Genomic DNA, 24,945 nt, shown 5'->3' with positions numbered 1-24,945 from the left:
TTGAGCGTGTAGACCTGAGTTTGCGAGGTTTTCGAGCGGTTGTAAATGGGGATGAACAGTCGGCACCCGGGCGGGTGCCGACTATGGGGAAAGAGTGACTTAACCGCGGCCTTCGGCGATGGCAGCAACAGCAGCCAGCTCGGCGGCTTCCTGTTCTTGCTGCTCGTAGCGGTCCTGGGTGTCCATTACCTGGTTGTTCACCAGACCCAGCTCGATCTCACGCAGGGCGATCACGGTCGGCTTGTCGTTCTCTTCTTCAACCAGCGGATCTTTGCCTTGAACCGCGATTTGACGGGCGCGGCGTGCGGCGACCAGCACCAGGTCAAAACGGTTACCAACCTGTTTTACAGCATCTTCTACAGTAACGCGTGCCATGCAGGACTCCAGTTATGTGGGCTTTCTGTGTTTAGAAAAGCGGTGTTTAAAAATGACGCAAAAGTTTACTCGTTTTTGGCTTATTCTGCCAGTAACTGTTGCAGCAAGTTTTGTTGTGCCTGCTGTTGATGACGCATCTCCAGCCGTTGGCACTCAATAATGGCTCTGAGCTGGAACAGTGCCTGCTCGAACTCTTCATTGATAATCACGTAGTCATATTCGTCGTAGTGCACCATTTCGGCAATGGCTTTTGCCATCCGGCCGGCGATCACTTCTGCGCTGTCCTGACCGCGGCCAATCAGGCGGCGTTCCAGCTCTTCACGGCTGGGAGGCAGGATGAAGATGGACTTGGTCGGCATCAATTCGCGGATCTGGCGGGCGCCCTGCCAGTCGATGTCGAGGAATACGTCGATACCCTGCGCCAGACAGGCTTCGATGGCGGCGCGGGAGGTACCGTAGTAGTTGCCGAATACCTCGGCCCACTCCAGAAAATCGCCGCGCTCGATCAGCTCCTTGAACTCTTCCACCTTGACGAAGTGGTAGTGGACGCCGTGCTCTTCGCCGGGACGGGTGGCGCGTGTGGTGTGGGAGACCGACAGCTGCATCTTGCCAGCTTGATTGTGGTTGGTCAGCAAGGCGTTGAGCAGACTGGACTTACCTGCGCCGCTCGGGGAGGAGATGATATAGAGAGTGCCTTGTTGCGCCATGTTATTACCTTTAATCGGAACCCGCATTTTGGTTGTAGCAGAGGCCGCCGTCTTGTGCCCGAAAGGGAGACAGCCAAACGCATGATGCGGATAAATTCTTGGATCAGGGGGATGTAAAGGCGGCGAATTTTAACAGAAGGTGGCGAATAAAAAAACGGCCGGAATCATATTCCGGCCGATCAAAGTGTTCGTAGCTTGTTGCGGGAGCGTAACCCACATCGGCCGTTATTCTGCCTGTCGCTCCGGCATGGGGCCATCAGGTTATCCCTGCCTCACAGCTCGGGATTTCCGAGCTGCTTTCAGTCAGGCAGATGGCGATCGGCGCAGAGGCGATCGAAGGCGGCGATGACCTGCTCGCTGGTGATTTTGCTCATGGCATCGGGATCCTTGAGGCGGGTGCGCCAGCCGAGCTCGGCCAGCGGTTTGCCGGTCTCCTGCTCAATCAGGGTCTGATAGGCGCTGACGACATAATCCCGGCAGAGATAGGGGCCGGTGCGGGCCGGATTGTGGTGGGCATAGAGACCGATGACCGGTGTGCCGACAATGGTGGCCATATGGGTTGGGCCTGTGTCGGGGGCCAGCACCAGACTCGCCTCACCAATCAGCGCCAATAGCTGCTTGAGATTGGTTTGCCCCACCAGATCGACCGGTTTGCTCTGGCTTAAGCGCTGGATGTCGGCAGCCAGATCCCGCTCCAGTTTGGCAGGCCCGCCACAGAGATAGACCTGAAAGCCCTTGCTGGCGGCGTGATCCGCCAGTGCGGCATAGCCCGCAGCCGTCCAGTTTTTGAACGCCTTGCTGGCGGCGGCGCAGATCAGCAGGGTCGGTTTGCCACCAATCTTCTCTTTCGCCCAGGCTTGGTGTTCGGGGCTGATGGGCAGCTGCCAATCCGGGGTCAGATCCTTGATGCCGAGCTCTTTGGCAAAGGCGAGGAAACCGTCCTGCACGTGGGGAGAGGCGGGCGAGGGCACCTTGTGGTTGGTGAACAGCCACTGGCCGTCGTTGGCCCGCTCCCGATCAAACCCGAGTTTGACCTTGGCCTTGATGCCGAGGGTGGCGATGCTGGCGCGCATGGCCGCCTGCAGATGCAGCAGGGCATCAAACTGACGTCCCCTGAGGGTCTGCCACAGGTCGCGATAGCCGCGCCACCCCTTGCTCTTGTCGAAGGCGATCACTTCGACACCGGGCAGATCGGCAAACAGGGTTGCCTCGATTTTTCCGGTGATCCAGGTGATGCGGGTTTGCGGCCACTCCCGCTGGATGACCCGTACCAGTGCCAGCGCGTGGCAGCAGTCGCCGATGGCGGAGAGCCGCAGAATGCAGATGGAGGAGGGAGGCGTTTGAAATAGCGGCATGATGTGGCGCACGGCTGGCAAAAAGGGTGGATGGCATTATGCAAACTCCCCTGTGGATTGTAAAATTGCGCGCAATCGTCAGCCGGGCTTTGCCACCGGAATAGCCGCCATGGCTGGCACATGTTGCGGGCATGCCACAGTCGCAGCCTCATCGCCCATAAACAGGGGCGATCAACGACCCACCGAGCGGGATCTTCATGATGCTGATACAGACCGAACACAACCAGGTTTGCTGGTTCGCCGAAGGGGCCTTTCGCGACCCCACTTCCCAGTTATTCGAACCGGCCTGGTGGCAGAACAACCGTCAGGTGGTGGGAACCTCCATCGGTCGCGGCGTGACCTGGTTCGTCAAGGATGAGTCCCGCCATCTGGTGCTGCGCCACTACTATCGTGGCGGCATGGTGGGCAAGGTGGTGCGGGATCGCTTCTGGTTCGAAGGGGTCGAATCGAGCCGCGCCATGGCGGAATACACCCTGCTGGCCAAGTTGTGCGAGCTGGGGTTGCCGGTGCCGCGTCCGTTCGGTGCGCGGATGGCCAAACAGGGCCCATTTTATCGCGCCGACATCCTGATCGAGCGTATTCGCGGTGCCAAGGACATGGTCGCCCTGCTCAAGCAGGGGCCGGTTGCCAGCGAGGTGTGGTACAAGATTGGCCAGACGGTGCGTCAGCTGCACGATGCCGGGGTTTACCACGCCGATCTCAACAGCCACAACCTGCTGCTCGATCAGGATGAGAAGGTGTGGGTGATCGACTTCGACAAGGGGGCGATCCGCTCCCCCGGTGAGTGGCAGAAAGGCAATCTGGAGCGGCTGTTGCGCTCCTTCAACAAGGAGTCTCAACTGCACACCAGTTTTCACTTCGTACCGGACAACTGGCAGACCCTGATGGAGGGTTATCACGGAAAAGCGAGCTGACCCTGTTGCTCGCCGCCATGGCCAATGTTACTTATGAATCAGCTCTTCAGATTCGGTTTCGAGGTGCCCCATGGAAATGCTCAAGACACCTTTGGTGGATGTCACCGCCCGGCTTGATCCGGGTCTGCTGTTCGATGCCATGGCGCTGCTGGAGGCGGGGATCTGGACCTGGTCTCCGCAACAGGGACTGCGCCGCGACCCCTCCTGCCTGCGCCTGCTGGGGCTTGGCGATAGCTGGCCGGATGATCTCGGCTGGCTGGAGCGGGTGCATCCCGATGACGTTGCCCGGCTGGCTGATGCCCTGAGCGCCTGCCAGAGCGGCCGCAGCAGCGGTCTGCGCCTCGAATATCGCATTCTTCACCACCACGGCCACTACATCCGGCTGGAAGAGCGGATCCGCCGTGACGAGCGGGGCCATCTGCTTGGCGTGGTGCGCCATCTCGATCCCGCCGTCGTGCTGGTGGAGGAGCGGCACGGCACCGATCCGCTGACCGGGCTGGAGAGTCGCAGCCGCTTCGAGCAACTGCTGGAGGAGAGGCTGTTGGCCGAGGGAGGAAGCTTCAGTCTGCTGCAATTTTCGGTCGATCACATGGCCAAAATCCGCCAGCTCTTTGGCGAGGCTGCCTGTGACGCCATGCTGGCCAAACTGGCGCGCATCGTGCGTCACGAGTTGCGCCGCGAAGATCCCTTCGCCCGCTGGGATGAAGATGGCTTTATTCTGATGCTCTCCCGCACCGAGCGAATGAAGGGGCTGGAGATTGCCGAACGGCTGCGCCTCGAGATTGCCGACGCCAGCCTGCTGCCACAGCGGCCGGTGACCGTCAGTATCGGGTTGGTACAGAGCCAGCCCGGCGAGCAGCTTGACCATCTGCTGGCCCGTCTGGCCACCTGCCACGGTCAGGCCAGACGGGAGCGCAACGCCGTCGTAGGCTAGTTGCCACTCAGGATGAAGTGACCTTGCGATGCTGGCACACCTTGAGGGATGCCAGCATCAGCACGCCGCCGATGGCCAGTCTGGTCAGATCGGTATCCTTGCCCCAGATCAGCAGATTGACCAGCAGACCGGCCGGAATGAGCGCATTGTTCATGATGGCGAGCACCCCGCTGCTGACCAGCGTTGCCCCCTTGTTCCACAGGAAGTAGCCCAGCCCCGAAGCGCCCACCCCGAGCCAGAGCAGAATGCCCCACTGCAACCCGCTGGTCGGGTACTGGGGTTTGCCCAGCAACCACCAGGCGGGCAGGGCGATCACCAGTGCTCCCAGATAGAAGCAGCCGAAAATCGCCAGCTGTGGCGGTTGCTCAGCCTCCCTCGCCAGCAGTACCTTGTAGCCCACCTGACCCATGGCAAAGCAGAGGTTGGCTCCCTGCACCACCAGAAAGCCCAGCGCATAACTCTCGGTCAGCCCGTCAAAGCGGATCACGGCTGCACCGGCGACGGCCAGCAGGGCTCCCCACAGATAGGCGAGGTTGAAGCGCCGCTCAAGCAGGTCGTGGAGCAGGGTGACGTAGATGGGGGTGAAGATGGTAAAGACCAGCACTTCCGGTACCGTCAGCAACAGGAAGGAGTGGTAGTAGAAGAGATACATAATGCCGAGCTGGATGGCACCGAGAGCCATCAGTTTGCCTGCTAGAGCGGGTCGCAGCCAGCGGCGGCGCAGGAAGGGCAGAAACACCAGACTGGCGAGAGCGATGCGGGTCAGCACCGAAAAGTAGGCATCCACCTGACCGGCGAGGTAGACCCCGATCAGGCTGAAGGAGAATGACCAGAGCAGGGTGACCCCTATCAAGTAGTTCATGTGGTTGATTTGTCATCAGTTGTCAATTTTTGAGGGGGCTATGATGGCCGAGATGGAAGCGGCAATCCAGCGTTTATGGGCACGATTACCACAGGTCGGAGCATTTGGCTTTACCGCCAGCAATGGCGAGGGGTCGGCGACCGACTGGAATGGTCGCGGCGAGGGGGTTGTGGCGGTGACCGATCATCAGGGTGGCTGGCTCTTCAGCGAGCAGGGGAGCTACACCACTACCCATGGTCGGGTGCTCACCATGCACAACCGTTTCTGGTGGCAACGTAGCGAGCAGGGGATCCGTCTTTCTCACCTGCGTTATGAAGCGCCGGTCGAGTTGTTCGAGTTGCTGCCGCAAGGGGATGGCCGCTGGCTGACCGCCGAGCCCCATCTGTGCGGGGCGGATCACTACCGCGCCGAGCTGACCGAGATTGACGGCGGTTTTCTGCTGAGCTGGCAGATCACAGGCCCGCGCAAGAATGAGCGGATCGACTACCGCTACCGGATGTGAGTGGCGGCAAACGGGCATAAAAAAACCGGCGCAGAGCGCCGGTAGCGGGGGACAAATCGGAGGTTTTTTAAAAACAGTCCCAAAAAACAGGAGAGATGAACTCTCTTCACACACTCAGAAAAGCGATTCAGGCATTCAGGGCATAGCTCAGCATGGCTTGCAGCTTGCTATCGAAGAACCAGGGCAGCAGTACCATCAACAGCCCCAGCACGCCCGCCAGTCGCTGGCGATACTGCCAGCCGGCAATCAGGACCAGACCGCCGCACAGGGTGGTCAAGATGCCTGACATAGGGTTGCCTCACGCTGTACACGACGCTGCTGGGCCCACTGGTTCATGGCGACCGAGCCGAGGATCAGGGCCAGTGCCACGCCGGTGGTGGGGTGGATCTGCTCGCCGAGGAACAGGGCGCCCAGCATCACGCCGAACAGCGGCACCAGATAGTTGCTGAAAGAGGCGAAAGTCGGGCCGGCCTTCTGGATCAGCGCCATGTAGAGGAAGTAGACCAGACCGGTACAGAGGGTACCCAGCACGGTAATGGCGCTCAGGGCCTGGCTGCTCGGCAGGGTCAGGCTGCTCAGGTCAACCATGAAGGGGGCGACCAGCAGCAACTGGGTGGCCGAGGAGATCAGGATATTGCGGGCGACCACGACCGGATGGTCCTTGGCGAAGCGCTTGATCATCAGCAGACCGATGGCGAAGCAGCTGGCGCCCAGCAGTATGGCCATGGCACCGAGCAGACCGGCGTTCATGCCCTGGGAGAGTTTCGGCCAGAACAGGGTGAGCACACCGGCAAAGCCGATGATCACGGAGAGCAGACCGGTTTTGGTGATTCTTTCACCAGAAATAAACAGCGGTGCAGCCAGAATGGTCACAAACGGGATACAACCCATGACCACGGCAGCGATGGCGCTATCCACATACTGCTGGCCCCAGGCGACCATGATGAAGGGAATGGTGGCATCCAGCAGGGCGATCAGCATGTAGGTACGCCACGGGGTGTTTTCACTCTTGAGACGCATGAACAGGCAGAGCAGACCCAGGGTCAGACTGCCGCACAGGGCACGACCCGCAGCCACCAGAATGGGGGGCAGCTCGGCAACGGCCTGGTGCATGAAAATGAACTGGGAACCCCACAGCAGGCCGATGGCCAGCAATAACAGATAGTTACGCATTTTAATCTCCGATGTATTAAGCCTGCGCATTCTAGGTAATCTGTTACTATGGTAAAAATGAATTGTCGGCATTCAACTATGGCTAATATCGATGGATAGCTCTCTCTCCCGCCTCGACCTCAACCTGCTCGCCGTATTCGACATGCTGATGCAAGAGCGCAACGTCACCCGCGCCGCCGAGCGGCTGCATCTCTCCCAATCCACCGTCAGCCATGCGCTGGGTCGGTTGCGGATCGCGCTGGATGACCCTCTCTTCGTGATGAGCCGACGGGAGATGATGCCGACCGAGCGCGCCAAGGCGTTGGCCGGGCCGGTGCGGCAGGCGCTGGCGATGCTGGAGCAGGGGTTGCGGCAGGCCAAGGGATTCGAACCTGCCAGCGCGCGGCGGATCTTCCGCATCGCCACCCCGGGTTCGGTAGAGCACGGGCTGGTGCCGCTGCTGGTGGATCGCTTGTTCCGCGCAGCGCCCCACTGTCGGTTGGAGGTGTGCGAGCTGGCCGACAGCGACTACGAGCGGGAGCTGGAGAAGGGGGAGCTGGATCTGGTGATCGGTTTTGCCGGTGCCAACCACCTCTCGCCCCGTCTCTGGCGCGAGGAGTGGTTCAGCAATCCGCTGGTCTGCCTGTCGCCCCTTGGCAGCGAGCTGCCCGATCTGTTGACTCCGGTCGAGCTGGTGAGCCGCCCTCATATCCACACCTCCAGCTGGGGCCACAGCCAGGCGATGGTGGAGCTCTGGCTGGCCCGCTTCGGGGTGGAGCGGGAGCTGGGGGTCAGGTTACCGAGCTTTATGGCGGTGCCGCCGCTGATGGCGACCGGCCGCTATCTGGTGGTGGTGCCCGAGATGATCGGGCGCCACTTCTGCCGCTACTACCCGCTGCGGATGCATCAGCTGGATCCGGAAATCCCCATCGTCTATCTGATGGCGGGCCACCCGCTGACCGCCCATGACGAGGCGATCAGCTGGTTCAAGAGCCTGCTGCACCAGCTGGTGTACGACCTCTACGGCGCCGATGCGCTCGGTACGCCGACTCAGCGGATGCTGGCGAAGTAGTCGAGTCCCATGGCGCTTTTCACCTCAGCCAAGACCTCATCGGTGATGATGCGGGCCTGCTCGGTGCCCTGATAGAGCAGTTCCAGCAGCATCTTCTTGTCGGCGATTGCTGCGGCCCGGCGCTCTCGCATCGGGGCGAGCAGGGTCTGCAGGCAGTCGTTCAGCACCTGTTTGCAGCGCATATCGCCCAGCCCACCGCGCCGGTAGTGCGTTTTCATCTCGGCGACCAGCTCCTTGTCGGGGTGAAAGGCATCGAGATAGGCGAACACCGTATTCCCTTCCACCTGACCCGGATCGCTCACCTTGAGGTGGCTGGGGTCGGTATACATGGCGAACACCGCCTGTTTGACCTCTTCCGCCGACATGCCGAGCTCGATGGTGTTGCCGAGCGACTTGGACATCTTGGCCTTGCCGTCGATGCCGGGCAGGCGGCCGGTGTCGCTCAGGATCGGTTGGCATTCGGTCAGCACCTCTTTGCCCACCAGTGAGTTGAAGCGGCGGACGATCTCATTGGTCTGCTCCAGCATCGGCAGCTGATCTTCCCCGACCGGCACATGGCTGGCGCGAAAGGCGGTGATGTCGGCGGCCTGACTCACCGGATAGACCAGAAAACCGGCTGGCAGCGTGCGTTCGAACCCTTTTTGCTGGATCTCCGCCTTGACGGTGGGGTTGCGCTCCAGCCGGGCGACGCTGACCAGATTGAGGTAGTAGCAGGTGAGCTCGGCGAGGGCGGGCAGGGCGCTCTGCAGACAGAAGGTGGTCTTGGCCGGGTCGAGGCCGACCGCCAGATAGTCGGCCATCACCTCCAGCACATTGTCGGTCACCTTGGCCGGGTTGTGGCCGTTGTCGGTCAGTGCCTGCAGATCGGCGATCATCACGAATTGACGGTAGTGGTGCTGGGCTTCGACGCGCTGGCGCAGGGAACCGACATAGTGGCCGATGTGCAGTTTGCCGGTGGGACGATCGCCAGTCAGGATTACAGGGTTGTGCATGTCACTCTCTCCAGTTGGGTGAGCCGGGAGGCGACAAAGGGATAAAAACAGTTGACCGCCTCTCGGCGGTCACGGTGTTTTCTTTGGGAAATTTACAATAGAAACGCGGTGCCGCCTGTTTAAGAGCAGCACCACCAGTAGTTGTGATTGAATGAGGTCATATTCATGGTAAATCACACTACGCCTGTTTGATTACTTCTGCAAGGGAACGACCAGCAGATCGCACGGCACGGTATTCATCAGCTGACGGGCGCTCGAGGTGAGCAGGCTCCAGAAGCTCTGGCGATGGCCGCACACCAGCAGATCGATCTCGTACTCCTTGACCGCCTGATTGACCCGCTCGCTCAGATCGCCGCAGATGACCAGCTTCTTCTCGATGGGGTAGTCCACCGAGGCGAGGAAGGCCTCCAGCTTCTCTTTCGCTTCGGCGATCACCTGATCCTGCACGTTGTCGATGTCGATATCGATCATCTCGGTGTAGAGATCCTTGAGGTCCACATCGACATGGATAACCGACAGCTTGGCGCCGTTGGAACGGGCTCTGTCCACCGCCTTGTCGATCACCTTGCGGTTATCTTCCGACAAGTCGATCGCGGCCAGAATGTGCTTGTAATAGGTTGTACCACTCATGGGATGTCTCCTTACCGATCCTTCACTCACTATACCAATCTCTGCTGAAACTAAAATGGTGCCTTGGGCACAGTTTAGGGATTTGAACGAGTTTAATTTCCAGCTGACGGTTGCAATTAACTCAATTAATAATCACTTTTTGCTCGTAAATTAAACAGGAGTTTGAGCCAGGTCACACCCACTCTATTGCCCGCAGCCGGTGAGAGGCATAGGATGTGCCCGTGCTTCGCAATGAACACAAAACAACAAAAAGCATCTGAATACCGCTTTGGGGAGCCACGTGCTCCCTTTTGTTTTTCTGCCTCATTTCCTGCTGCTTTTCTTGCCGTTTTCTTGCTGATAGAGATCCGGCATCAAGTTAATCTCCCGCGACTTGGTTATGCTGTAGCCAGTTTCTTTGGAGGCCTTCTCATGATCATTTATCCGCAGATCCAGGGCTGCGTAGCTCGCAACTGTCACCCCATCGGCTGCCGCGCCGCCGTGCAACAGCAGATCGAACGCATCAAGGCCGCCGGCCCGTTCAACGGGCCCAAGAGGGTGCTGGTGCTGGGGGCCTCCTCCGGGTTCGGGCTGGCGTCGCGCATTGCGCTCGCCTTTGGTGCCGGTGCCGACACCATTGGCATCTCGTTCGAGCGTGGCCCCTCCGACAAGGGGCTGGGCAGCGCCGGTTGGTACAACAACATCTGGTTTCGCAAGGAGGCGGAGCAGGAGGGGCGTATCGCCATCAACCTGATCGGTGATGCCTTCTCCGACGGCATGCGCCAGCAGGCCATCGACACCATCCGCCAGCAGCTGGGGCAGGTGGATCTGGTGATCTATTCGCTCGCGAGCGGCATCCGGGTGCTGCCCGATGGCACGCAAGTGCGCTCGGTGCTCAAGACCACAGGCCAGCCGTTCAGCGGCTGGGGGCTGGATCTGGAGCGCGATACCCTGGTGCAGCAGTCGCTGGCGCCCGCCACGCCGGAGGAGATCCGCGATACCGTCACCGTGATGGGCGGCGAGGATTGGCAGCTCTGGATGCAGGCGTTGCAGCAGGCCGACTGTCTGGCCGCTGGTGCGCAGACCGTCGCTTACTCCTACATCGGCCCGGAATCGACCTATCCCCTCTATCGGGACGGCACCATCGGTTATGCCAAGGAGCATCTGCACGCCACCGCCGAGACCATCAACCTGCAGCTGGCCGAGATTGGCGGCCACGCCTGGGTGTCGGTCTGCAAGGCGCTGGTGACCAAGGCGAGCGCCTATATTCCGGTGCTGCCGGTTTATCTCGGCTTGCTGATGGGGGTGATGAAGGAGCGCGGTGTACACGAAGGTTGTATCGAGCAGATGCAGCGACTGTTCGCCGCCAAGATGTACGGACCCAATGGGGTGGTGGCCGACGGTAACCGGCTGATCCGGATGGATGACCACGAGCTTGACCCGGCCATTCAGGCCGCAGTTTCGGCGCTTTGGCCCAAGGTGACGCCGGACAATTTCCACGGGCTGGGGGATTTTGCCGGGCTGCGGCAGGATTTCATGCTGCTCAACGGCTTCGAGTTGCCGGGCGTCGATTACGGTGCGCCGGTGGATGTCGCCTCCCTTGGCGAGCTGACACCCTGAGTTGGCAGGAACGGGATCCCCCTCTCTCTGGCGGGTTGATTCATGGCCGGAGTGTGGCGACAATCGATACCAAATCACTGAGGAGAAACAAGATGTTGGCCAAAGCCATGATCGAGAAGTTGAACGAGCAGATTAACCTGGAGTTCTACTCCTCCAATCTCTATCTGCAGATGAGCGCCTGGTGCGAAGACAAGGGCTTTGAAGGGGCCGCCACCTTCCTGCGCCAGCACGCGGTCGAGGAGCGCCAGCACATGGAGCGTCTGTTCACCTACGTGAGCGAGACCGGCGCCATGCCCAAGCTGGGCGCAATCGATGCCCCTCCCCACGAGTTCAAGTCGCTGGGCGACGTGTTTCGTACCACCCTGGAGCACGAGTACCACATCACCAAGTGCATCAATGGTCTGGCCCACGTAGCCTTCACTACTCAGGACTACTCCACCTTCAACTTCCTGCAGTGGTATGTGGCCGAGCAGCATGAAGAGGAGAAGCTGTTCAAGAGCATCGTCGATCGTCTCGGTCTGGTGGGTGAAGATGGCAAAGGCCTCTACTTCATCGACAAGGAGCTGGCCGAACTGGCCAAGGGCGCTCCGGCCAGCATCATGGACAGCAACGCCTGATAGTCGTGGACACTTAGTGTTCAGCCAGTACAATAACGGCCCTTTTAAGGGCCGTTGTTTATTCTGGTTGGCAGCCACTATGGTTGTGTTCCGCCAGAGGCAATCACGGTTCTGGCCAGGTGCCGTTTCTATTTTGATAAGTGAGTGATGATGAAGCAGGTCGATGTGGTGGTGATCGGGGCCGGTGCGGCCGGATTGATGTGTGCGGCGCAGGCAGGCTATCGGGGCCGCTCGGTGCTGGTGCTCGACAACGCCAAGAAGCCGGGCCGCAAGATCCTCATCAGTGGCGGTGGTCGCTGCAACTTCACCAACCATCAGGCTGGCGCTCACGCCTACCTGTCGGAGAATCCCCACTTCAGCAAGTCGGCACTGGCTCGCTACACCCAGCAGGATTTCATCGATCTGGTGGATCGCCACGGGGTCAACTATCACGAGCGCACCCTGGGGCAGCTGTTCTGTCTCGAAAGCGCCAAGGAGATCGTCGATGCGCTGCTTACCGAGTGCGACTGGGCCGGGGTGACCCTGCAGTTCCAGACCGAGATCCTCACCGTCAGCAAGCAGGACGAGGGTTTCGTGCTGACGACCAGCAAGGGGGAGATCGGCTGTCACTCGCTGGTCATCGCCACCGGCGGCCTCTCCATGCCCAAGCTGGGGGCGACCCCTTATGGCTTCAAGCTGGCGGAGCAGTTTGGCCTCAAGGTCATTCCGACCCGCGCCGGTCTGGTGCCCTTTACCCTCCATCAGGCGGAGAAAGAGGCCTTTGCCGATCTGGCTGGCATCAGCCTGCCGGTATCGGTGACCGCCGAGGATGGCACCCGCTTCAAGGAGGCGATGCTGTTCACCCATCGCGGCCTCTCCGGCCCCGTCATCCTGCAGATCTCCTCCTACTGGCACGCCGGCGAGAAGATCCACATCAACCTGCTGCCGGAGCTGGATATTCCGGCTGCCCTGCGTGAATGGGCGCAGGCTCACCCGGCGCAGGAGCTGAAAACCGTGCTGGGGCGCGAGCTGCCCAAGCGCTTCGTCGACAAGCTGGTGGAGTTGGGTCAGCTGGTCAGCAAGCCGATGCGCCAGTACAACGAGCGGGAACTTGAGGCGATCGCCAACCTGCTGGGTGACTGGCAGATCCTGCCCAACGGCACCGAGGGGTATCGCACTGCTGAAGTGACCCTGGGTGGCGTCGATACCAACGAGCTCTCCTCCAAGACGATGGAGGCGCGCAAGGTGCCCGGCCTCTACTTCATCGGCGAGGTGGTGGATGTGACCGGCTGGCTCGGTGGCTACAACTTCCAATGGGCCTGGTCCTCCGGCTGGGTAGCTGGCCAATATTGTTGATGTCGCTGGGGCTGGTTTATCCGGCCCCGGTTTTTGGTGATGATTGTGGGTTGAACGAGTGACAAGAGGGGGTCTGGATGCTTGAAAATCAGATGATGCTGCTGGCGGTGTTCGAACGGGCGGCGCTGATGCTGATGACCCTCTTCTTCCTGACCCGCACCCGGCCGTTCCAGCGGCTGTTCCAGAAACAGGATCACACACCGGCAGAGCGGGTGCTGGTCGCCACCATCTTCTGTCTGTTTGCGGTGTTCAGTACCTACACCGGCATTCCGGTGGAGGGGGCGCTGGTCAACGTGCGGATCATCGCCATTATCTCCGGCGGCATTCTGTTTGGCCCCTGGGTCGGCATTCCGGCCGGGGTTATCTCCGGTCTGCACCGCTATCTCATCGACATGGATGGCCACACCTCGATCCCGTGCCTCATCGCCAGCATCATCGCCGGCCTGCTCGCCACCTGGCTGCACCTGCGCTGCCGCAAGTCGCGGCTCTGGCTCTACGGCATTCTGGCGGGAATGCTCTGTGAAGGGCTCACCATGCTGCTTATCTGGCTGCTGACCGAGCCGCACGAGGTGGGCGTCGAGATCGTCAGTCACATCGCTTATCCGATGATCGCCGGGGCGCTCTGCATCGGCCTTATCATCAAGCTGGTGCAGGATCTGGATGACGAGAAGGAGCTGATTGCCGCCAAGCAGGCCAAGCTGGCGCTCGATATCGCCAACAAGACGCTGCCCTTCTTCCAGAACATCGACCGCCATTCCCTGAGCCAGGTCTGCGCCATCATTCGCAGCGAGATCAGTGCCGACGCGGTGGCCATCACCGACACCCGTGACGTGCTGGCCTATGTCGGGGTGGGCAAGGATTACTACGAGCTGGAGGAGCACCACGCCATCAGCGGCATGACCCAGCAGGCGGTGCTGCTTGACCAGATCATCATCAACAACGATCTGCGCCAGTACCATCTGGCCGACTTCCACTCGGTCATCATTATTCCGCTGCGGGAGAACGGCGCCGTTAGCGGTACCCTCAAGATCTACTACCGCCGCACCCACAGCATCACCAGTTCGCTGCGGGAGATGGCGGTCGGTCTCTCCCAACTCATCTCCACCCAGATGGAGGTGTCGCGCATCGAGCAGTTGAAAGAGATGACCCGCAAGGCGGAGTTCACCGCCCTGCAGAGCAAGATCAACCCGCACTTCCTGTTCAATGCCCTCAACGCCATCTCATCGCTGATCCGCATCCGGCCCCAGCAGGCGCGCCAGCTTATTGCCAATCTGGCGGATTACCTGCGCTACAACCTCAACAAGGGTGACACCCTCATCGACATCAAGGAGGAGTTGCAGCAGGTGCGCGACTACGTGGCCATCGAGCAGGCCCGCTTTGGCGACAAGCTGGAGGTGGTGTTCGATGTGGATGACGTGCATATCGAGGTGCCGAGCCTGCTGTTGCAGCCATTGGTGGAAAACGCCATCCTGCACGGCATCCAGCCCCGCAGCGCGCCGGGCCGGGTCACCATCGAGGTGAAACAGCTGGCGGGCGGCATCCGGGTGGCGGTGCGGGACACAGGTTACGGCATCAGTCAGGAGGTGATCGACGGGGTGGCTGCCGGGCGGGTGGAGAGTCGCAGCATAGGCCTGATGAACGTGCATCAGCGGGTCAAGCTGCTCTATGGCGATGGCCTGCACCTCAAGCGGCTGGAGCCGGGTACCGAAGTGAGTTTCTATCTGCCGGATCAGGAGTCGATGCCATGCTGAGTGCCATCATGGTTGAGGATAAGTGTGTGCCGCGAGAGGTGTTGTCATGCTGAAAGCGATCATTGTGGAAGACGAGTATCTGGCTCGCGAGGAGCTCATCTATCTGGTGAATCAGCACAGCCAGATCGAGATAGTGGCGAGCTTTGAGGATGGGCTGGAGGCGTTCAAATACCTGCAGGATCACGAGGTGGACGTGGTGTTTCTGGATATCCAGATCCCCTCCATCGATGGCCTGCTGCTGGCCAAGAACCTGCACAAGTCGAGTCACCCGCCCCACATCGTTTTCGTCACCGCCTACAAGGAGTTCGCGGTGGAGGCGTTCGAGCTGGAGGCGTTCGATTACATCCTCAAACCCTACAACGAGCCGCGCCTCATCAGCCTGCTGCAAAAGCTGGAGCAGGCGGGCAAGGCGCAGGCGGGGCAGGGGAGCGAGCCGGGGGCAGCGCAGAGTCGCACCGTCAATCTGGTGAAGGGGGAGCGCATCATCGTCACCCCCTGCGAGCAGATCTACTACGCGGAAGCCGACGAGAAGCTTACCTATGTCTACACCCGCGATGACCGCTACGTGATGACCATGACCATCAGCGAGTTTGTCAGCCGGCTGCCTGCCGAGGGGTTCTTCCGCTGCCACCGCTCCTACTGCGTCAACATCAACAAGATCCGCGAAATCGTCCCCTGGTTTAACAGCACCTATCTCATCCGGCTCCATGATCTGCCGTTCGAGGTGCCGGTCAGTCGCAGCAACATCAAGGCGTTCCGTCAGCTGATGCGGCTCTGATTGTCATTCATTCCCGCCGATCTGCATTTCATGCCTTAATCGATCGGCGCGAGCTGCGTCTTGCCTATAGTGGCCTCAATTTCCTTAAGGCCATCGACCGAGACGCATCATGACCAAAGAGATGAACCGCACCCGGTACCTGACACTGATCGGTACCATCATCACCCAGTTTGCACTGGGTTCTGTCTACACCTGGAGCCTGTTCAACGCCCAGCTCTCCGACAAGCTGGACGAGCCGGTGAGTCAGGTCGCTTTCGCCTTCGGCCTGCTCAGCCTCTCGCTGGCGGTCGCCTCCTCCATGGCGGGCAAGCTGCAGGAGCGATTCGGGGTGCGCAACGTGACCTTGGGCGCCGGCGTGCTGCTCGGCATCGGCTTCTTCCTCACCGCCCATGCCAGCAATCTGGCGATGCTCTACCTCTGCGCCGGCATTCTGGTCGGTTTTGCCGACGGTACCGGCTACCTGATGACCCTCTCCAACTGCGTGAAGTGGTTCCCGGAGCGCAAGGGGCTCATCTCCGCCTGCTCCATCGGTGCCTATGGCCTCGGCAGTCTCGGTTTCAAATATATCAACCTGCTGCTGCTCTCCAGCTCCGGCCTTGAGACCACCTTCCAGCTGTGGGGGCTGATCGCCATGTCCATGGTGCTGGTGGGCGGCATGCTGATGAAGGATGCGCCCAAGCAGGCCGCCTCCGTGCAGCAGAGCGAGAGCCGTGACTTCACTCTGGCCGAGGCGATGCGCAAGCCGCAATACTGGATGCTGGCGCTGATGTTCCTCACCGCCTGCATGAGCGGCCTCTACGTCATCGGTGTGGCCAAGGATATCGGCGAGAAGATGGTGGGTCTGCCTGCTGTAGTCGCCGCCAATGCCGTCGCCATCATTGCCATGGCCAACCTGGGTGGCCGTCTGGTGCTGGGTATCCTCTCTGACAAGATGTCCCGCATCCGGGTTATTACCATCGCTCAGCTGATTACCCTGGCGGGCATGGCGCTGCTGCTGTTCGTGCCGCTCAATGCCAATCTGTTCTTCGTGGCGGTTGCCTGTGTGGCCTTCAGCTTTGGTGGCACCATCACCGTCTACCCCTCGCTGGTGAGCGACTTCTTCGGTCTCAACAACCTGACCAAGAACTACGGTGTCATCTATCTGGGCTTTGGTCTGGGCAGCATCATCGGCTCTATCGTAGCCTCCCTGTTTGGCGGCTTTATGGCGACCTTCCACCTGATCCTGGTGTTGCTGGTGGTGGCGCTGGTGCTCTCCCTCACCATCCGCCTGCCTGCCCCCCTCTCCATCGAACGGGCCTGACAAGGCTCCCTGCCACAGCAAGCAAAAATAGAGACCCGGGCCATGCCCGGGTCTTTGCATTTCCGATGCTCGATTAGCGCGGCGCTAGCCCCAGCAGCTGGCGGGCCTTGCGGCAGGTATCCTCCACCATTGGCCAGTCGTCACCGGTCACCGTGATATGGCCCATCTTGCGGCCGGAGCGGGGTTCGCCCTTGCCGTAGAGGTGCAGATGCACGCCGGGCAGTGCCAGCAGAGCTGCCCAGTCGGGGGTGCCGTTTTGCCAGAGATCCCCCAGCAGGTTGATTAACAGGGCGGGGCGCACGGCGATCTGTTCCGGCAGCGGCAGATCGCACAGGGCCCGCACCTGCAGTTCGAACTGGCTGCATGCAGCGTTGTCGAGACTGGGGTGACCCGAATTGTGGGGGCGGGGCGCCAGCTCGTTGACTAGCAGGCGGCCTTCCACCAGAAAGAACTCCACCGTCAGCACACCGATGTAGTCGAGGGCGGTGATCAGCTGCTCGGCGATCCCTTTGGCTTCGCGCTCCAGCGCCGGCACATTGGCCGGTGAGCGAGTCTGGTCGAGAATGCCGCCGCTGTGCCAGTTCTGCACCAGTGGCAGGGAGCTGATGGCGCCACTCGGGCTGCGGGCCAGGGTCAGGGCAAACTCCCCCTCCAGAGTCAGCCGTTGCTCCAGCACGCAAGGCACAGCACTGGCTGCCAGCGCCGTCGCCAGCTCATCCAGGTCGCTCACTTGCCACTGCCCCTTGCCGTCGTACCCCTCGCGGGCCGTTTTGAGAATGGCGGGCAAGAGTTCGCTGGCCTGTACGGGGATGGGCGCTTCCGGCAGTAGCGCCAGATAGGGGGCGACCGGGATGTTGGCTCCGCGCAGAAAGGCTTTCTCCTCGCGGCGATCCTGACAGATGCGCACTGCGCTGGCGGCCGGGTGCACCGGCTTTTGTTTTTCGAGCAGAGCGAGGGTGGCGGCGGGCACGTTCTCGAACTCGCAGGTGACGGCGGTGCAGTGGCTGGCCAGCTCGTGCAGGGCGGTCTGGTCGTCATAGGGGGCGACAATATGGTGATCGGCTGCGGCACCGGCGATGCTGGCCGGGTCGGGATCCAGCACCACCACCTTGTAGCCGAGCCGATGGGCGGCCATCACGAAGTAGCGGCCGAGCTGGCCGCCCCCCAGCATGCCGAGGGTGGCGGGTGGCACTATCATGTCGGCTCCTCCAGTTGCAGTGCCAGCACCCGATCTCGCTCGTGGTTGCGGAAGTCGTCGAGCTGCTGCCGGTAGCGGGGGGCGTTGTCATCCCGGGCGACCGAGAGCAGGGAGACCGCAAACAACGCGGCGTTGGCAGCCCCCGCCTCGCCGATGGCGAAGGTGGCGACCGGTACCCCCTTGGGCATCTGTACGATGGAGAGCAGAGAGTCCATCCCCTTGAGATGTCGGGAGGGAATGGGCACCCCCAGCACCGGCAATGTGGTCTTGGCGGCGACCATACCCGGCAGGTGAGCGGCGCCACCGGCTCCGGCGATGATGGCGCGCAGGCCGCGCTCGCGGGCAGTGGCGGCATACTCGAACAGCAGATCCGGGGTGCGATGGGCCGAGACCACCTGCGCCTCGTAGGGCACGCCGTGCTCCTTGAGGATGCGGGCGGCAGCCTGCAGCACGGGCCAGTCGGAGTCGGAGCCCATTACCAGGCCGATCATGGGAGGGGTGTTCATTTTCTCTGAATCCTTGTTGTTAAACGTTTGCTTTTGGTGAACAAAAAGAGCCGGCAAGCCGGCTCAGAATTTCTCGGGTCGCACGATTTCGACCGGTTGCAGAAAGGCGACCATGGCGTAATCGGGGTAGTAACGACTCTGCAGATGGGCCAGCAGCCGCTCCGCCTGCTCCCGGTTGCAGATGGCTTCCAGCCGGATGTTGCCGCTCTCGCTCCAGCTGGCGTTGCGCTCGCCATGATCCCCCCTGCCGCGGGCATCTGTGATGGTGTAGCCGCGCAGCCCCTCGCGGGTGAGAGTGCGCAGCAGGGTCGGCTCCAGATTGGCTTCCGTGATGATGGTCAGCAGGGTGCGGGTCTCGGTCTGCATGTGGCTACTCCGTGAAGTGGCGGGCCCAGCTGTGGTAGAGCGGGATCCCCAGCATGATGTTGAACGGGAAGGTGACCCCCAGCACGGCGCTGAGAGAGAGCCCCGGGTTGGCCTGGGGCACGGCGATGCGCATGGTGGCCGGCACGGCAATATAGGAGGCGCTGGCCGCCAGGGTGGCTAGCAGGGTCAGGCCGCCGAGGGAGAGCCCCATCAGCTGGCCAGCAGCCAATCCCAGTCCCGCCGAGGCGAGCGGCATCAACAGGGCGAAGCCGAGCAGGAACAGGCCGTGGCGGCGCAGATCCTGACACTGGCGGGCGACGATGAGGCCCATCTCCAGCAGGAACAGCGCCAGCGCCCCCTTGAACAGGTCGACAAACAGCGGTTTGAGCGGGGCAATCCCGTCCGGCCCGGCCAGATAGCCGATGGCCATGCCGCCCAGCAGCAGGGTTACCCCTTTGCCGAGGAAGGTCTCGTGCGCCAGCATGCGCCAGCGGGTCTCGCGGCTGATGCCGCGGGCGAGCACTATGCCCACCAGAATGGCCGGGATCTCCATCACCGCGAGGAAGATGGAGAGCTGGGATTCAAAGCTGATGCCCCGTTCGGTGAGCCAGTTCACCCCGACCGCAAAGGTGGCGACGCTGACCGAGCCGTAGTGGGCGGCAGTGGCGGCGGCATCCACCCGGTTCATCTTGAGGCGCAGCACGGCAAAGCCGAGCAGGGTCTGCACCACGCCCAGCAGGATCACCAGCGCCAGTTGCGGCAGCAGAGGCTGCAGGGATTGCTGGGCCAGACCAACGCCGCCCTTGAGGCCGATGGCCAGCAGCAGAAAGAGGGAGAGGGTGTCGTAGAGGGCGGGCGACAGCTTGAGCTCGGAGCGTACCAGACCGGCCAGCAGACCAAACAGAAAGAAGAGAACAACGACGTCCAGCATGATGGCTCGCAGGGCAGTTCAGATAATGGTTGCATGCTAGAGCCCGCAATGTTTCGATAAAATCAGATTCTCACTGATGGTTGTTCGGAAAAAACTGATAGGGAACGGCATGCTCAACTACAAACAGCTCTACTACTTCTGGCATGTGGCGCGCTGCGGCAGCGTGACGCAGGCCGCCGAACAGCTGCATCTCACGCCGCAGACCATCAGCGGTCAGGTCGCCGAGCTGGAGCAGTCCCTCGGGGTGGCGCTGTTCAACCGGGTGGGGCGGCGTCTGGTGCTGACCGCCGCCGGGCGGCAGGCGCAGGAGCAGGCGGGGGCGATTTTCTCGCTCGGTGCCGAGCTGGAGCACACCCTGCGCCACGCCAGTCAGGAGCTGACCATGCAGGTGGGGATCGCCGATTCGGTACCCCGCACCCTGGCGTTCGAGCTGCTGGCTCCCGCCATGGCGCTGGCGACCCCGCTGCGGCTGGTGTGCCACGAAGAGCGGGCCGAGCAGCTGTTCAGCGAGCTGGCCCGCCACAAGCTGGATATGGTGCTGATCGATCGCCCGCTCCCTCCCGACAGCGGCGTGCGCGGCTACAACCACGAGCTGGGGCGCAGCCCGCTGGCGTTGTTTGCCAGCCCGGAGCTGGCGGCGCGGGCGCGGGACGGCTTTCCCGCCTCGCTGGAGGGGTTGCCGTTGCTTATTCCCGGAGAGAAGTCGGCCACCCACGATCGGCTGCTGGAGTGGTATCGCCAGCAGGGCATTCATCCCCATCTGGTGGGGCAGTTTGATGACTCCACCCTGATGAAGTCGTTCGGCAAGGCGGGGATGGGGATCTTCCCGGCGCCGCTGGCGATGGCCGACGAGATTGGTCGCCTCTACGGAGTGGAGCGGATTGCGACCCTCACCGACGTTACCCTCTCTTATTATCTGGTCTCGGCAGGGCGCCATCTCTCCCATCCCGGGGTACAGGCGGTGATGGAGGGCGCCCAGCAGCGGCTGGAGGCGCTGGCTGGCAATAAATAGAAATCTGGATGGCTATACATCCAGCATTGCTCTGCCTATAATCCTCCCGCTTTGGCGCATCATGCTTAATAGGGAATCCGGTGAGAATCCGGAGCTGGCGCGCAGCGGTAAGGGGGAACGAAGCGACATCAGGGCACTGCCGTCAGGCGGGAAGCCGTCGCCGTAGGCTATCAGCCCCCGAGCCCGAAGACCTGCCAGAGTTCGTATTTCGGGCCGAGAGAAACCGGCCACGAAGTAGATACTTACGCGAACTTAAGGATCTCTCATGTCGAAGAAATTTCTGGCGGCTGCCCTGTTGCCGACGGCGGCGTTTGCCCAAACCACCATCCCCATCAATCCAACTCTGGTCATTACGGCCAACCGCGTGGAACAACCGGTCAGCTCGGTGCTGGCGCCCGTTGTGGTGATCGATCGTGCCGAGATCGAATCTCGTCAGGTTCAGAGTTTGCCCGAACTGCTGAAAACCCTGCCTGGTGTGCAGATAGCGACACTGGGAGGCCGGGGTCACATCAGCAGCCTGTTTATCCGTGGAACCAACTCCAACCACTCGCTGGTTCTGATGAATGGTCGTCCGATTGCAGCCATGGTGGCGGGTACGCCTGATCTCAGCCAAATCCCGCTCGGCAATATCGAGCGCATCGAGTATATCCGTGGCCCACGCGCGGCTGTGTATGGTTCCGATGCCATTGGCGGCGTTATCAACCTCATCACCAAAACATCCGCCAAAAATGGCAGCGAGACACACCTGAAGGGCGGTGCTGGCAGCCATGGCTATGGTCAGGGCGAGCTCAGAACGGTTCAGTCATTGGGTCAAAAAACCGATATGAACATGCTGATCGGCTACGAGCGTACCGATGGTTTTGATGTCGTAGCCAATACCAAACAGCCGGATCGGGATGGTTTTGCCAGCCGTAATGGCCAAATTGGTTTGAACCACGCTTTTAATGATGCTTGGAGTGCGGACTTCAATGCTCAGGGCTATGACAATCTCACCGACACAGATGGCAGCACGGACCAGAGTCGGGTACAGGCTTTCCAATATGATGGTGGTCTCAAGTTCCAGGGTAAGGATCTGATCAGTCGACTTGAAGCCAGTTACGGTGAGAACAAGCTGAAGACTTGGCAGGAGGCTAAAGGAGAAGCTAGCGGTGAGCCTATTCATACAGGTTTAACCCGCTTCTCCTGGATTAACAGTTGGAGCGGCATCGAAGGGATGAATCTGACCGGTGGCGCAGATTGGCAGCGTGAGGAGATGAAATCAGACTCCCGCAGCTATGGCAAAATCTTCAGCGCACCTGATCGCGACAATACCGGTCTGTTTGCCGTGGGGAGCTACCGTTGGCAGGCGCTGCTGTGGGAGCTGTCAGGTCGTACCGATGACAACCAGCAATATGGCCGTCACAACACCTGGTCTGCGGCCAGCGGGCTGGATATCGATGAAAACCATAATGTCCGGCTGAGCTACGGTACTGGCTTCAAAGCGCCCACCTTCAACCAGCTCTATTATCCAGGGTCTGAGAATCCGACACTCAAGCCGGAAGAGAGCAAAAACCTGGAGCTGGGTCTGTCAGGTCGCTATTCGGCTTGGGACTGGTCTGTAAATCTGTATCGCAACCGCATCGATAATCTGATTTATTGCCTGACCAGCATGAGCTACACATGCAATCCCAAAAATACCACGGCGGATATCAAAGGGGTGGAAACGGAAATCGGTATCGATACCGGGCCCGTGCATCATCGTTTGAGTTACGACTACACCAGAGCCAAAGACAAGGGTAATCAGGATTTGCAGTTGCTGCGCAGAGCCGAGCATAAGGGTAGCTGGATCGCAGATACCCGATTCGATGCCACGACACTGACGACTGAGCTGCTTTATGTCGGCAAGCGCTATGACAATAACTGGGCGACAAACCAACGGGTAGAGCTCGGTGCGTATACGTTGTTAAACCTGGCCGCCAGTTACGAGGTGACCCAGCAATTTACCTTGGGGGGGCGTATAGATAACTTGTTCGATCGTGATTACGCCCCTGCTTATGGTTATGCCTCACCGGGTACCGAGTTCAAAGTGACTGCCGATTATCGCTTCTGATGCTTTATTCGGTTCATCTTTGAAAAACCGAGGCCCTGCCATTGGCAGGGCCTTTTCTATTGGCGGCAGGCGGGAGTATGATCGCCGCCTTGCACCAAAGGGGGAGGTCAAGTGGCCAATATTCTCGTGTTTGACTCCGGTATGGGTGGCTTGACCATCTACCGCGAGATCCGTCGCGTTCTGCCGGTACACAACTATTTCTACTGCTTCGACAATGCCAACTTCCCCTATGGTGAATTGAGTGAGCCCGCTCTTATTGCAGCCTGTTCCCGCTTGGTTACCACCATGGTGGCCCGTCATCAGATCGATCTGGTGGTGATTGCCTGCAACACGGCCAGCACCATAGCGCTGCCGGCTCTGCGTGAGGCCCTTGATATTCCCGTGGTGGGGGTGGTGCCTGCCATCAAGCCCGCCGCCGCGCAGACTCGCAACGGTTGTATCGGCCTGCTGGCCACGCCGGGCACCGTCAGCCGCGATTATACCCACGAACTGATCGCCCAGTTTGCCCCCGGCAAGCGGGTGTTGCTCAAGGGCACCACCGAGCTGGTAATAGAAGCGGAGCACAAGCTTGCGGGCCTGCCGGTCAATATGGCGCTGCTGCGTGAAGTGCTGGCTGACTGGCTGGAGGGGGAAGAGCAGCCGGATACGCTGGTGCTCGGTTGTACCCACTTCCCGCTACTCAATGAAGAGATTGGGCAGCTGATGCCGCAATGTCAGCTGATCGACTCGGGCAGTGCAGTTGCCAAACGGGTGGCCTGGTTGCTGAGCAATGGCGGGCATGCAACCTTGCAGCCTGTACTACATATAGAAGAGGTGATTGCCAGGGCTTACTGCACCAGGCTGGATGGGGAGGCCCAAAAACTGACAGCCCCCTTGCAAGCATGGGGGCTGTCATCATTGGAAGAGGTGGGGTTCTGACGGGGGATCAAGCCTCGACTTCACCACCCTCCTTCTCCTCTTTGTCTCGTTTGTCGTTCGCTTCGCGTACCTTGAGGGTGCGCTGCTGATACTCTTTGTCATTCAATGCGGCAATCGCTTTGGCAGCATCGGCAGCAGGCATCTCGACGAAACCAAATCCTCTGCGCTTGCCGGTTGCCTTGTCCTTCATCAGACGTACGGAAATTACCTGGCCCTGTTCGGCAAACAATTCGCGCACGGCAATCTCGTTGGCGCGATATGGCAGGTTGCCTACATATAAGGTGCAAGTCTCCTGATTGGCGATCGCTTCGGCTGTATTAGCCGGGGTTCTTTTCAGGAGCAGCGGTACCACAAAACCGCCAATCGCCAGACCTGCAGCAAAAATGACTTCCGCTTTCAAAGAGAATTGCAGGGCCTGGGCAACCAGGTAGCCAACCACTGCCAATACCAGAGCAAGGATTGCGGCCTGCATATAGACGGGAAACTTGGATAAATTCATCTTAAAAGACCTTTTGTAAATGAAAGCAAAAAAGGTGCAACACTGTATTCACCTCCATGGTAACCAGCTTTCCTGATTGGCGCTACCATGGTCCACTCGGAAGAGGTTATCGGCTCCAGTATGGCACTCCCAAAGGCTCTGGCGGCGATATAAATGACGCTAAAAGGGGAGTGAAACAGTTGGATTGTGGATAACCTTGTATATATACACTGAATAAGCTGTTTCTAATTGAATAATTTGAAATTTTCGTGATTTTCTTCAAAAAAACTATTGTCATCGCGGCGCGGCTCCCTATAATGCGCCCCTACCAGCACGGCGGAACACGCCAACCTGATGAGCCAGCTTCCTAGCGAAGTGGGCGCCGAAAGAAAAGCGAAAACAACCGCTTGACTTTCGAAGTGAGAAGCGTAATATGCGCCTCCTAAACGCGATAAGCGTGACGCTCTTTAACAATTTGAATCAAGCAATCTGTGTGGGCACTCACAGCATCGAGCATCAAAAACAATTTTTGATTTTCAATGTCTGATGAAGTGACCAAAGCAACTTTATGT

26 protein-coding genes and 1 riboswitch are annotated in these 24,945 nt (G+C 60.2%); of the genes, 13 read left to right on the top strand and 13 right to left on the bottom strand.

Annotation, left to right across the window (positions count from 1 at the left end; translation table 11 throughout):
• Positions 1-99: 99 nt before the first annotated feature.
• From rpoZ to AAHA41_RS18800, 3 genes are all read right to left on the bottom strand, one after another.
• The gene (gene rpoZ, locus AAHA41_RS18810) at positions 100-375 is read right to left on the bottom strand and encodes a DNA-directed RNA polymerase subunit omega (RefSeq protein ID WP_026456240.1); all 276 of its coding nucleotides are present in this window, start codon (positions 373-375) and stop codon (positions 100-102) included.
• An 80-nt stretch (positions 376-455) separates the two neighbouring features.
• Positions 456-1,082 (bottom strand): guanylate kinase, encoded by a 627-nt coding sequence (gene gmk / locus AAHA41_RS18805; protein ID WP_033115281.1) that lies wholly within the window; start codon positions 1,080-1,082, stop codon positions 456-458.
• Positions 1,083-1,381: 299 nt separating this feature from the next.
• Positions 1,382-2,437, bottom strand: a complete 1,056-nt coding sequence (locus AAHA41_RS18800) for a glycosyltransferase family 9 protein (RefSeq protein ID WP_323069280.1) — start codon at positions 2,435-2,437, stop codon at positions 1,382-1,384.
• Positions 2,438-2,637: 200 nt separating this feature from the next.
• Between AAHA41_RS18800 and AAHA41_RS18795 the strand changes: the two genes are divergently transcribed.
• Together AAHA41_RS18795 and AAHA41_RS18790 are read left to right on the top strand one after the other, a co-directional pair.
• The gene (locus AAHA41_RS18795) at positions 2,638-3,351 is read left to right on the top strand and encodes a 3-deoxy-D-manno-octulosonic acid kinase (protein ID WP_033115306.1); all 714 of its coding nucleotides are present in this window, start codon (positions 2,638-2,640) and stop codon (positions 3,349-3,351) included.
• 70 nt (positions 3,352-3,421) lie between these two features.
• A complete protein-coding gene (locus AAHA41_RS18790) occupies positions 3,422-4,285 on the top strand; it encodes a sensor domain-containing diguanylate cyclase (RefSeq protein ID WP_043851699.1) in 864 nt (287 codons plus the stop codon).
• Between the two features lie 7 nt (positions 4,286-4,292).
• On the opposite strand, the gene AAHA41_RS18785 is transcribed toward AAHA41_RS18790, so the two are convergent.
• Positions 4,293-5,147: a carboxylate/amino acid/amine transporter gene (locus AAHA41_RS18785; RefSeq protein ID WP_041210831.1), complete on the bottom strand. Its 855-nt coding sequence runs from the start codon at positions 5,145-5,147 to the stop codon at positions 4,293-4,295.
• Positions 5,148-5,190: 43 nt separating this feature from the next.
• On the opposite strand from AAHA41_RS18785, the gene AAHA41_RS18780 reads away from it, so the two are divergent.
• Positions 5,191-5,649: a DUF6314 family protein gene (locus AAHA41_RS18780; RefSeq protein WP_323069298.1), complete on the top strand. Its 459-nt coding sequence runs from the start codon at positions 5,191-5,193 to the stop codon at positions 5,647-5,649.
• A 127-nt stretch (positions 5,650-5,776) separates the two neighbouring features.
• Here AAHA41_RS18780 and AAHA41_RS18775 read toward each other — a convergent pair whose 3' ends face one another.
• Positions 5,777-5,938: a hypothetical protein gene (locus AAHA41_RS18775; protein ID WP_323069282.1), complete on the bottom strand. Its 162-nt coding sequence runs from the start codon at positions 5,936-5,938 to the stop codon at positions 5,777-5,779.
• Positions 5,923-6,822, bottom strand: coding sequence for an EamA family transporter (locus tag AAHA41_RS18770; RefSeq protein ID WP_323069283.1), 900 nt, complete (start codon positions 6,820-6,822; stop codon positions 5,923-5,925). Before AAHA41_RS18770 ends, AAHA41_RS18775 begins: the two co-directional genes overlap by 16 nt.
• 91 nt (positions 6,823-6,913) lie before the next feature.
• Here AAHA41_RS18770 and AAHA41_RS18765 point away from each other — a divergent pair, with 91 nt between their 5' ends.
• The gene (locus AAHA41_RS18765; protein ID WP_033115285.1) at positions 6,914-7,873 is read left to right on the top strand and encodes a LysR family transcriptional regulator; all 960 of its coding nucleotides are present in this window, start codon (positions 6,914-6,916) and stop codon (positions 7,871-7,873) included.
• Here the strand turns inward: AAHA41_RS18765 and trpS are convergent.
• Both trpS and AAHA41_RS18755 read right to left on the bottom strand, forming a co-directional pair.
• Complete coding sequence (gene trpS / locus AAHA41_RS18760; RefSeq protein ID WP_323069285.1) at positions 7,852-8,865, bottom strand: tryptophan--tRNA ligase; 1,014 nt, start codon at positions 8,863-8,865, stop codon at positions 7,852-7,854. The two genes, AAHA41_RS18765 and trpS, sit on opposite strands and share 22 nt — an antisense overlap.
• Positions 8,866-9,057: 192 nt before the next feature.
• Positions 9,058-9,495: a universal stress protein gene (locus AAHA41_RS18755; protein WP_005339229.1), complete on the bottom strand. Its 438-nt coding sequence runs from the start codon at positions 9,493-9,495 to the stop codon at positions 9,058-9,060.
• Positions 9,496-9,906: 411 nt separating this feature from the next.
• On the opposite strand from AAHA41_RS18755, the gene fabV reads away from it, so the two are divergent.
• From fabV to AAHA41_RS18725, 6 genes are all read left to right on the top strand, one after another.
• Entirely contained in the window at positions 9,907-11,094 is a 1,188-nt protein-coding gene (fabV, locus tag AAHA41_RS18750) for an enoyl-ACP reductase FabV (RefSeq protein WP_127007939.1), read from the top strand.
• 92 nt (positions 11,095-11,186) lie between these two features.
• The gene (gene ftnA, locus AAHA41_RS18745; RefSeq protein WP_041210835.1) at positions 11,187-11,711 is read left to right on the top strand and encodes a non-heme ferritin; all 525 of its coding nucleotides are present in this window, start codon (positions 11,187-11,189) and stop codon (positions 11,709-11,711) included.
• A 150-nt stretch (positions 11,712-11,861) separates the two neighbouring features.
• Complete coding sequence (locus AAHA41_RS18740) at positions 11,862-13,046, top strand: NAD(P)/FAD-dependent oxidoreductase (RefSeq protein WP_221885921.1); 1,185 nt, start codon at positions 11,862-11,864, stop codon at positions 13,044-13,046.
• A gap of 77 nt (positions 13,047-13,123) precedes the next feature.
• Complete coding sequence (locus tag AAHA41_RS18735; RefSeq protein WP_033115291.1) at positions 13,124-14,797, top strand: sensor histidine kinase; 1,674 nt, start codon at positions 13,124-13,126, stop codon at positions 14,795-14,797.
• A 46-nt stretch (positions 14,798-14,843) separates the two neighbouring features.
• Entirely contained in the window at positions 14,844-15,575 is a 732-nt protein-coding gene (locus AAHA41_RS18730; RefSeq protein ID WP_323069287.1) for a LytTR family DNA-binding domain-containing protein, read from the top strand.
• 109 nt (positions 15,576-15,684) lie between these two features.
• On the top strand, positions 15,685-16,875 hold the full coding sequence (locus tag AAHA41_RS18725; RefSeq protein ID WP_323069289.1) for an MFS transporter: 1,191 nt from the start codon (positions 15,685-15,687) through the stop codon (positions 16,873-16,875).
• Positions 16,876-16,948: 73 nt separating this feature from the next.
• Here AAHA41_RS18725 and AAHA41_RS18720 read toward each other — a convergent pair whose 3' ends face one another.
• From AAHA41_RS18720 to AAHA41_RS18705, 4 genes are all read right to left on the bottom strand, one after another.
• A complete protein-coding gene (locus AAHA41_RS18720) occupies positions 16,949-18,073 on the bottom strand; it encodes a 5-(carboxyamino)imidazole ribonucleotide synthase (protein ID WP_323069290.1) in 1,125 nt (374 codons plus the stop codon).
• The gene (purE, locus tag AAHA41_RS18715; RefSeq protein WP_323069291.1) at positions 18,070-18,579 is read right to left on the bottom strand and encodes a 5-(carboxyamino)imidazole ribonucleotide mutase; all 510 of its coding nucleotides are present in this window, start codon (positions 18,577-18,579) and stop codon (positions 18,070-18,072) included. Before purE ends, AAHA41_RS18720 begins: the two co-directional genes overlap by 4 nt.
• A gap of 63 nt (positions 18,580-18,642) precedes the next feature.
• Positions 18,643-18,945, bottom strand: coding sequence for a transcriptional regulator (locus AAHA41_RS18710; RefSeq protein WP_323069292.1), 303 nt, complete (start codon positions 18,943-18,945; stop codon positions 18,643-18,645).
• A gap of 4 nt (positions 18,946-18,949) precedes the next feature.
• Positions 18,950-19,876 carry a sodium-dependent bicarbonate transport family permease gene (locus AAHA41_RS18705; RefSeq protein ID WP_323069293.1) on the bottom strand — a complete coding sequence of 309 codons (927 nt, stop codon included), beginning with the start codon at positions 19,874-19,876 and terminating at the stop codon, positions 18,950-18,952.
• A gap of 109 nt (positions 19,877-19,985) precedes the next feature.
• Here AAHA41_RS18705 and AAHA41_RS18700 point away from each other — a divergent pair, with 109 nt between their 5' ends.
• The 3 genes from AAHA41_RS18700 (at position 19,986) to murI (ending at position 23,895) form a co-directional block, all read left to right on the top strand.
• Entirely contained in the window at positions 19,986-20,888 is a 903-nt protein-coding gene (locus AAHA41_RS18700; protein WP_215802464.1) for a LysR family transcriptional regulator, read from the top strand.
• Between the two features lie 35 nt (positions 20,889-20,923).
• Positions 20,924-21,102, top strand: a riboswitch (cobalamin riboswitch).
• Between the two features lie 51 nt (positions 21,103-21,153).
• Positions 21,154-22,977 carry a TonB-dependent receptor gene (locus AAHA41_RS18695; protein ID WP_323069295.1) on the top strand — a complete coding sequence of 608 codons (1,824 nt, stop codon included), beginning with the start codon at positions 21,154-21,156 and terminating at the stop codon, positions 22,975-22,977.
• Between the two features lie 111 nt (positions 22,978-23,088).
• The gene (gene murI, locus AAHA41_RS18690) at positions 23,089-23,895 is read left to right on the top strand and encodes a glutamate racemase (protein WP_323069297.1); all 807 of its coding nucleotides are present in this window, start codon (positions 23,089-23,091) and stop codon (positions 23,893-23,895) included.
• A gap of 7 nt (positions 23,896-23,902) precedes the next feature.
• On the opposite strand, the gene AAHA41_RS18685 is transcribed toward murI, so the two are convergent.
• Positions 23,903-24,394, bottom strand: coding sequence for an RNA-binding protein (locus AAHA41_RS18685; RefSeq protein WP_124242516.1), 492 nt, complete (start codon positions 24,392-24,394; stop codon positions 23,903-23,905).
• Positions 24,395-24,945: the final 551 nt, after the last annotated feature.

It is taken from the genome of Aeromonas sp. SER (assembly GCF_038739615.1).
GTDB classification, from domain to species: Bacteria; Pseudomonadota; Gammaproteobacteria; order Enterobacterales; family Aeromonadaceae; genus Aeromonas; species Aeromonas jandaei.
Note: the sequence above shows the minus strand (reverse complement) of the source record. Positions and strands in the feature narration are given on the sequence as shown.

Excerpts from the sequence above, each read along its gene's own strand:
- purE (WP_323069291.1), bottom strand. The coding sequence starts at position 18,579 with ATGAACACCCCTCCCATGATCGGCCTGGTAATGGGCTCCGACTCCGAC.
- trpS (WP_323069285.1), bottom strand. The coding sequence starts at position 8,865 with ATGCACAACCCTGTAATCCTGACTGGCGATCGTCCCACCGGCAAACTG.
- AAHA41_RS18795 (WP_033115306.1), top strand. The coding sequence starts at position 2,638 with ATGCTGATACAGACCGAACACAACCAGGTTTGCTGGTTCGCCGAAGGG.
- AAHA41_RS18695 (WP_323069295.1), top strand. The coding sequence starts at position 21,154 with ATGTCGAAGAAATTTCTGGCGGCTGCCCTGTTGCCGACGGCGGCGTTT.
- AAHA41_RS18790 (WP_043851699.1), top strand. The coding sequence starts at position 3,422 with ATGGAAATGCTCAAGACACCTTTGGTGGATGTCACCGCCCGGCTTGAT.
- AAHA41_RS18725 (WP_323069289.1), top strand. The coding sequence starts at position 15,685 with ATGACCAAAGAGATGAACCGCACCCGGTACCTGACACTGATCGGTACC.
- AAHA41_RS18710 (WP_323069292.1), bottom strand. The coding sequence starts at position 18,945 with ATGCAGACCGAGACCCGCACCCTGCTGACCATCATCACGGAAGCCAAT.
- gmk (WP_033115281.1), bottom strand. The coding sequence starts at position 1,082 with ATGGCGCAACAAGGCACTCTCTATATCATCTCCTCCCCGAGCGGCGCA.
- AAHA41_RS18770 (WP_323069283.1), bottom strand. The coding sequence starts at position 6,822 with ATGCGTAACTATCTGTTATTGCTGGCCATCGGCCTGCTGTGGGGTTCC.
- AAHA41_RS18720 (WP_323069290.1), bottom strand. The coding sequence starts at position 18,073 with ATGATAGTGCCACCCGCCACCCTCGGCATGCTGGGGGGCGGCCAGCTC.
- ftnA (WP_041210835.1), top strand. The coding sequence starts at position 11,187 with ATGTTGGCCAAAGCCATGATCGAGAAGTTGAACGAGCAGATTAACCTG.
- AAHA41_RS18705 (WP_323069293.1), bottom strand. The coding sequence starts at position 19,876 with ATGCTGGACGTCGTTGTTCTCTTCTTTCTGTTTGGTCTGCTGGCCGGT.
- AAHA41_RS18780 (WP_323069298.1), top strand. The coding sequence starts at position 5,191 with ATGGCCGAGATGGAAGCGGCAATCCAGCGTTTATGGGCACGATTACCA.
- AAHA41_RS18755 (WP_005339229.1), bottom strand. The coding sequence starts at position 9,495 with ATGAGTGGTACAACCTATTACAAGCACATTCTGGCCGCGATCGACTTG.
- rpoZ (WP_026456240.1), bottom strand. The coding sequence starts at position 375 with ATGGCACGCGTTACTGTAGAAGATGCTGTAAAACAGGTTGGTAACCGT.
- AAHA41_RS18800 (WP_323069280.1), bottom strand. The coding sequence starts at position 2,437 with ATGCCGCTATTTCAAACGCCTCCCTCCTCCATCTGCATTCTGCGGCTC.
- AAHA41_RS18700 (WP_215802464.1), top strand. The coding sequence starts at position 19,986 with ATGCTCAACTACAAACAGCTCTACTACTTCTGGCATGTGGCGCGCTGC.
- fabV (WP_127007939.1), top strand. The coding sequence starts at position 9,907 with ATGATCATTTATCCGCAGATCCAGGGCTGCGTAGCTCGCAACTGTCAC.
- AAHA41_RS18735 (WP_033115291.1), top strand. The coding sequence starts at position 13,124 with ATGCTTGAAAATCAGATGATGCTGCTGGCGGTGTTCGAACGGGCGGCG.
- AAHA41_RS18740 (WP_221885921.1), top strand. The coding sequence starts at position 11,862 with ATGAAGCAGGTCGATGTGGTGGTGATCGGGGCCGGTGCGGCCGGATTG.
- AAHA41_RS18775 (WP_323069282.1), bottom strand. The coding sequence starts at position 5,938 with ATGTCAGGCATCTTGACCACCCTGTGCGGCGGTCTGGTCCTGATTGCC.
- AAHA41_RS18765 (WP_033115285.1), top strand. The coding sequence starts at position 6,914 with ATGGATAGCTCTCTCTCCCGCCTCGACCTCAACCTGCTCGCCGTATTC.
- AAHA41_RS18685 (WP_124242516.1), bottom strand. The coding sequence starts at position 24,394 with ATGAATTTATCCAAGTTTCCCGTCTATATGCAGGCCGCAATCCTTGCT.
- AAHA41_RS18730 (WP_323069287.1), top strand. The coding sequence starts at position 14,844 with ATGCTGAAAGCGATCATTGTGGAAGACGAGTATCTGGCTCGCGAGGAG.
- AAHA41_RS18785 (WP_041210831.1), bottom strand. The coding sequence starts at position 5,147 with ATGAACTACTTGATAGGGGTCACCCTGCTCTGGTCATTCTCCTTCAGC.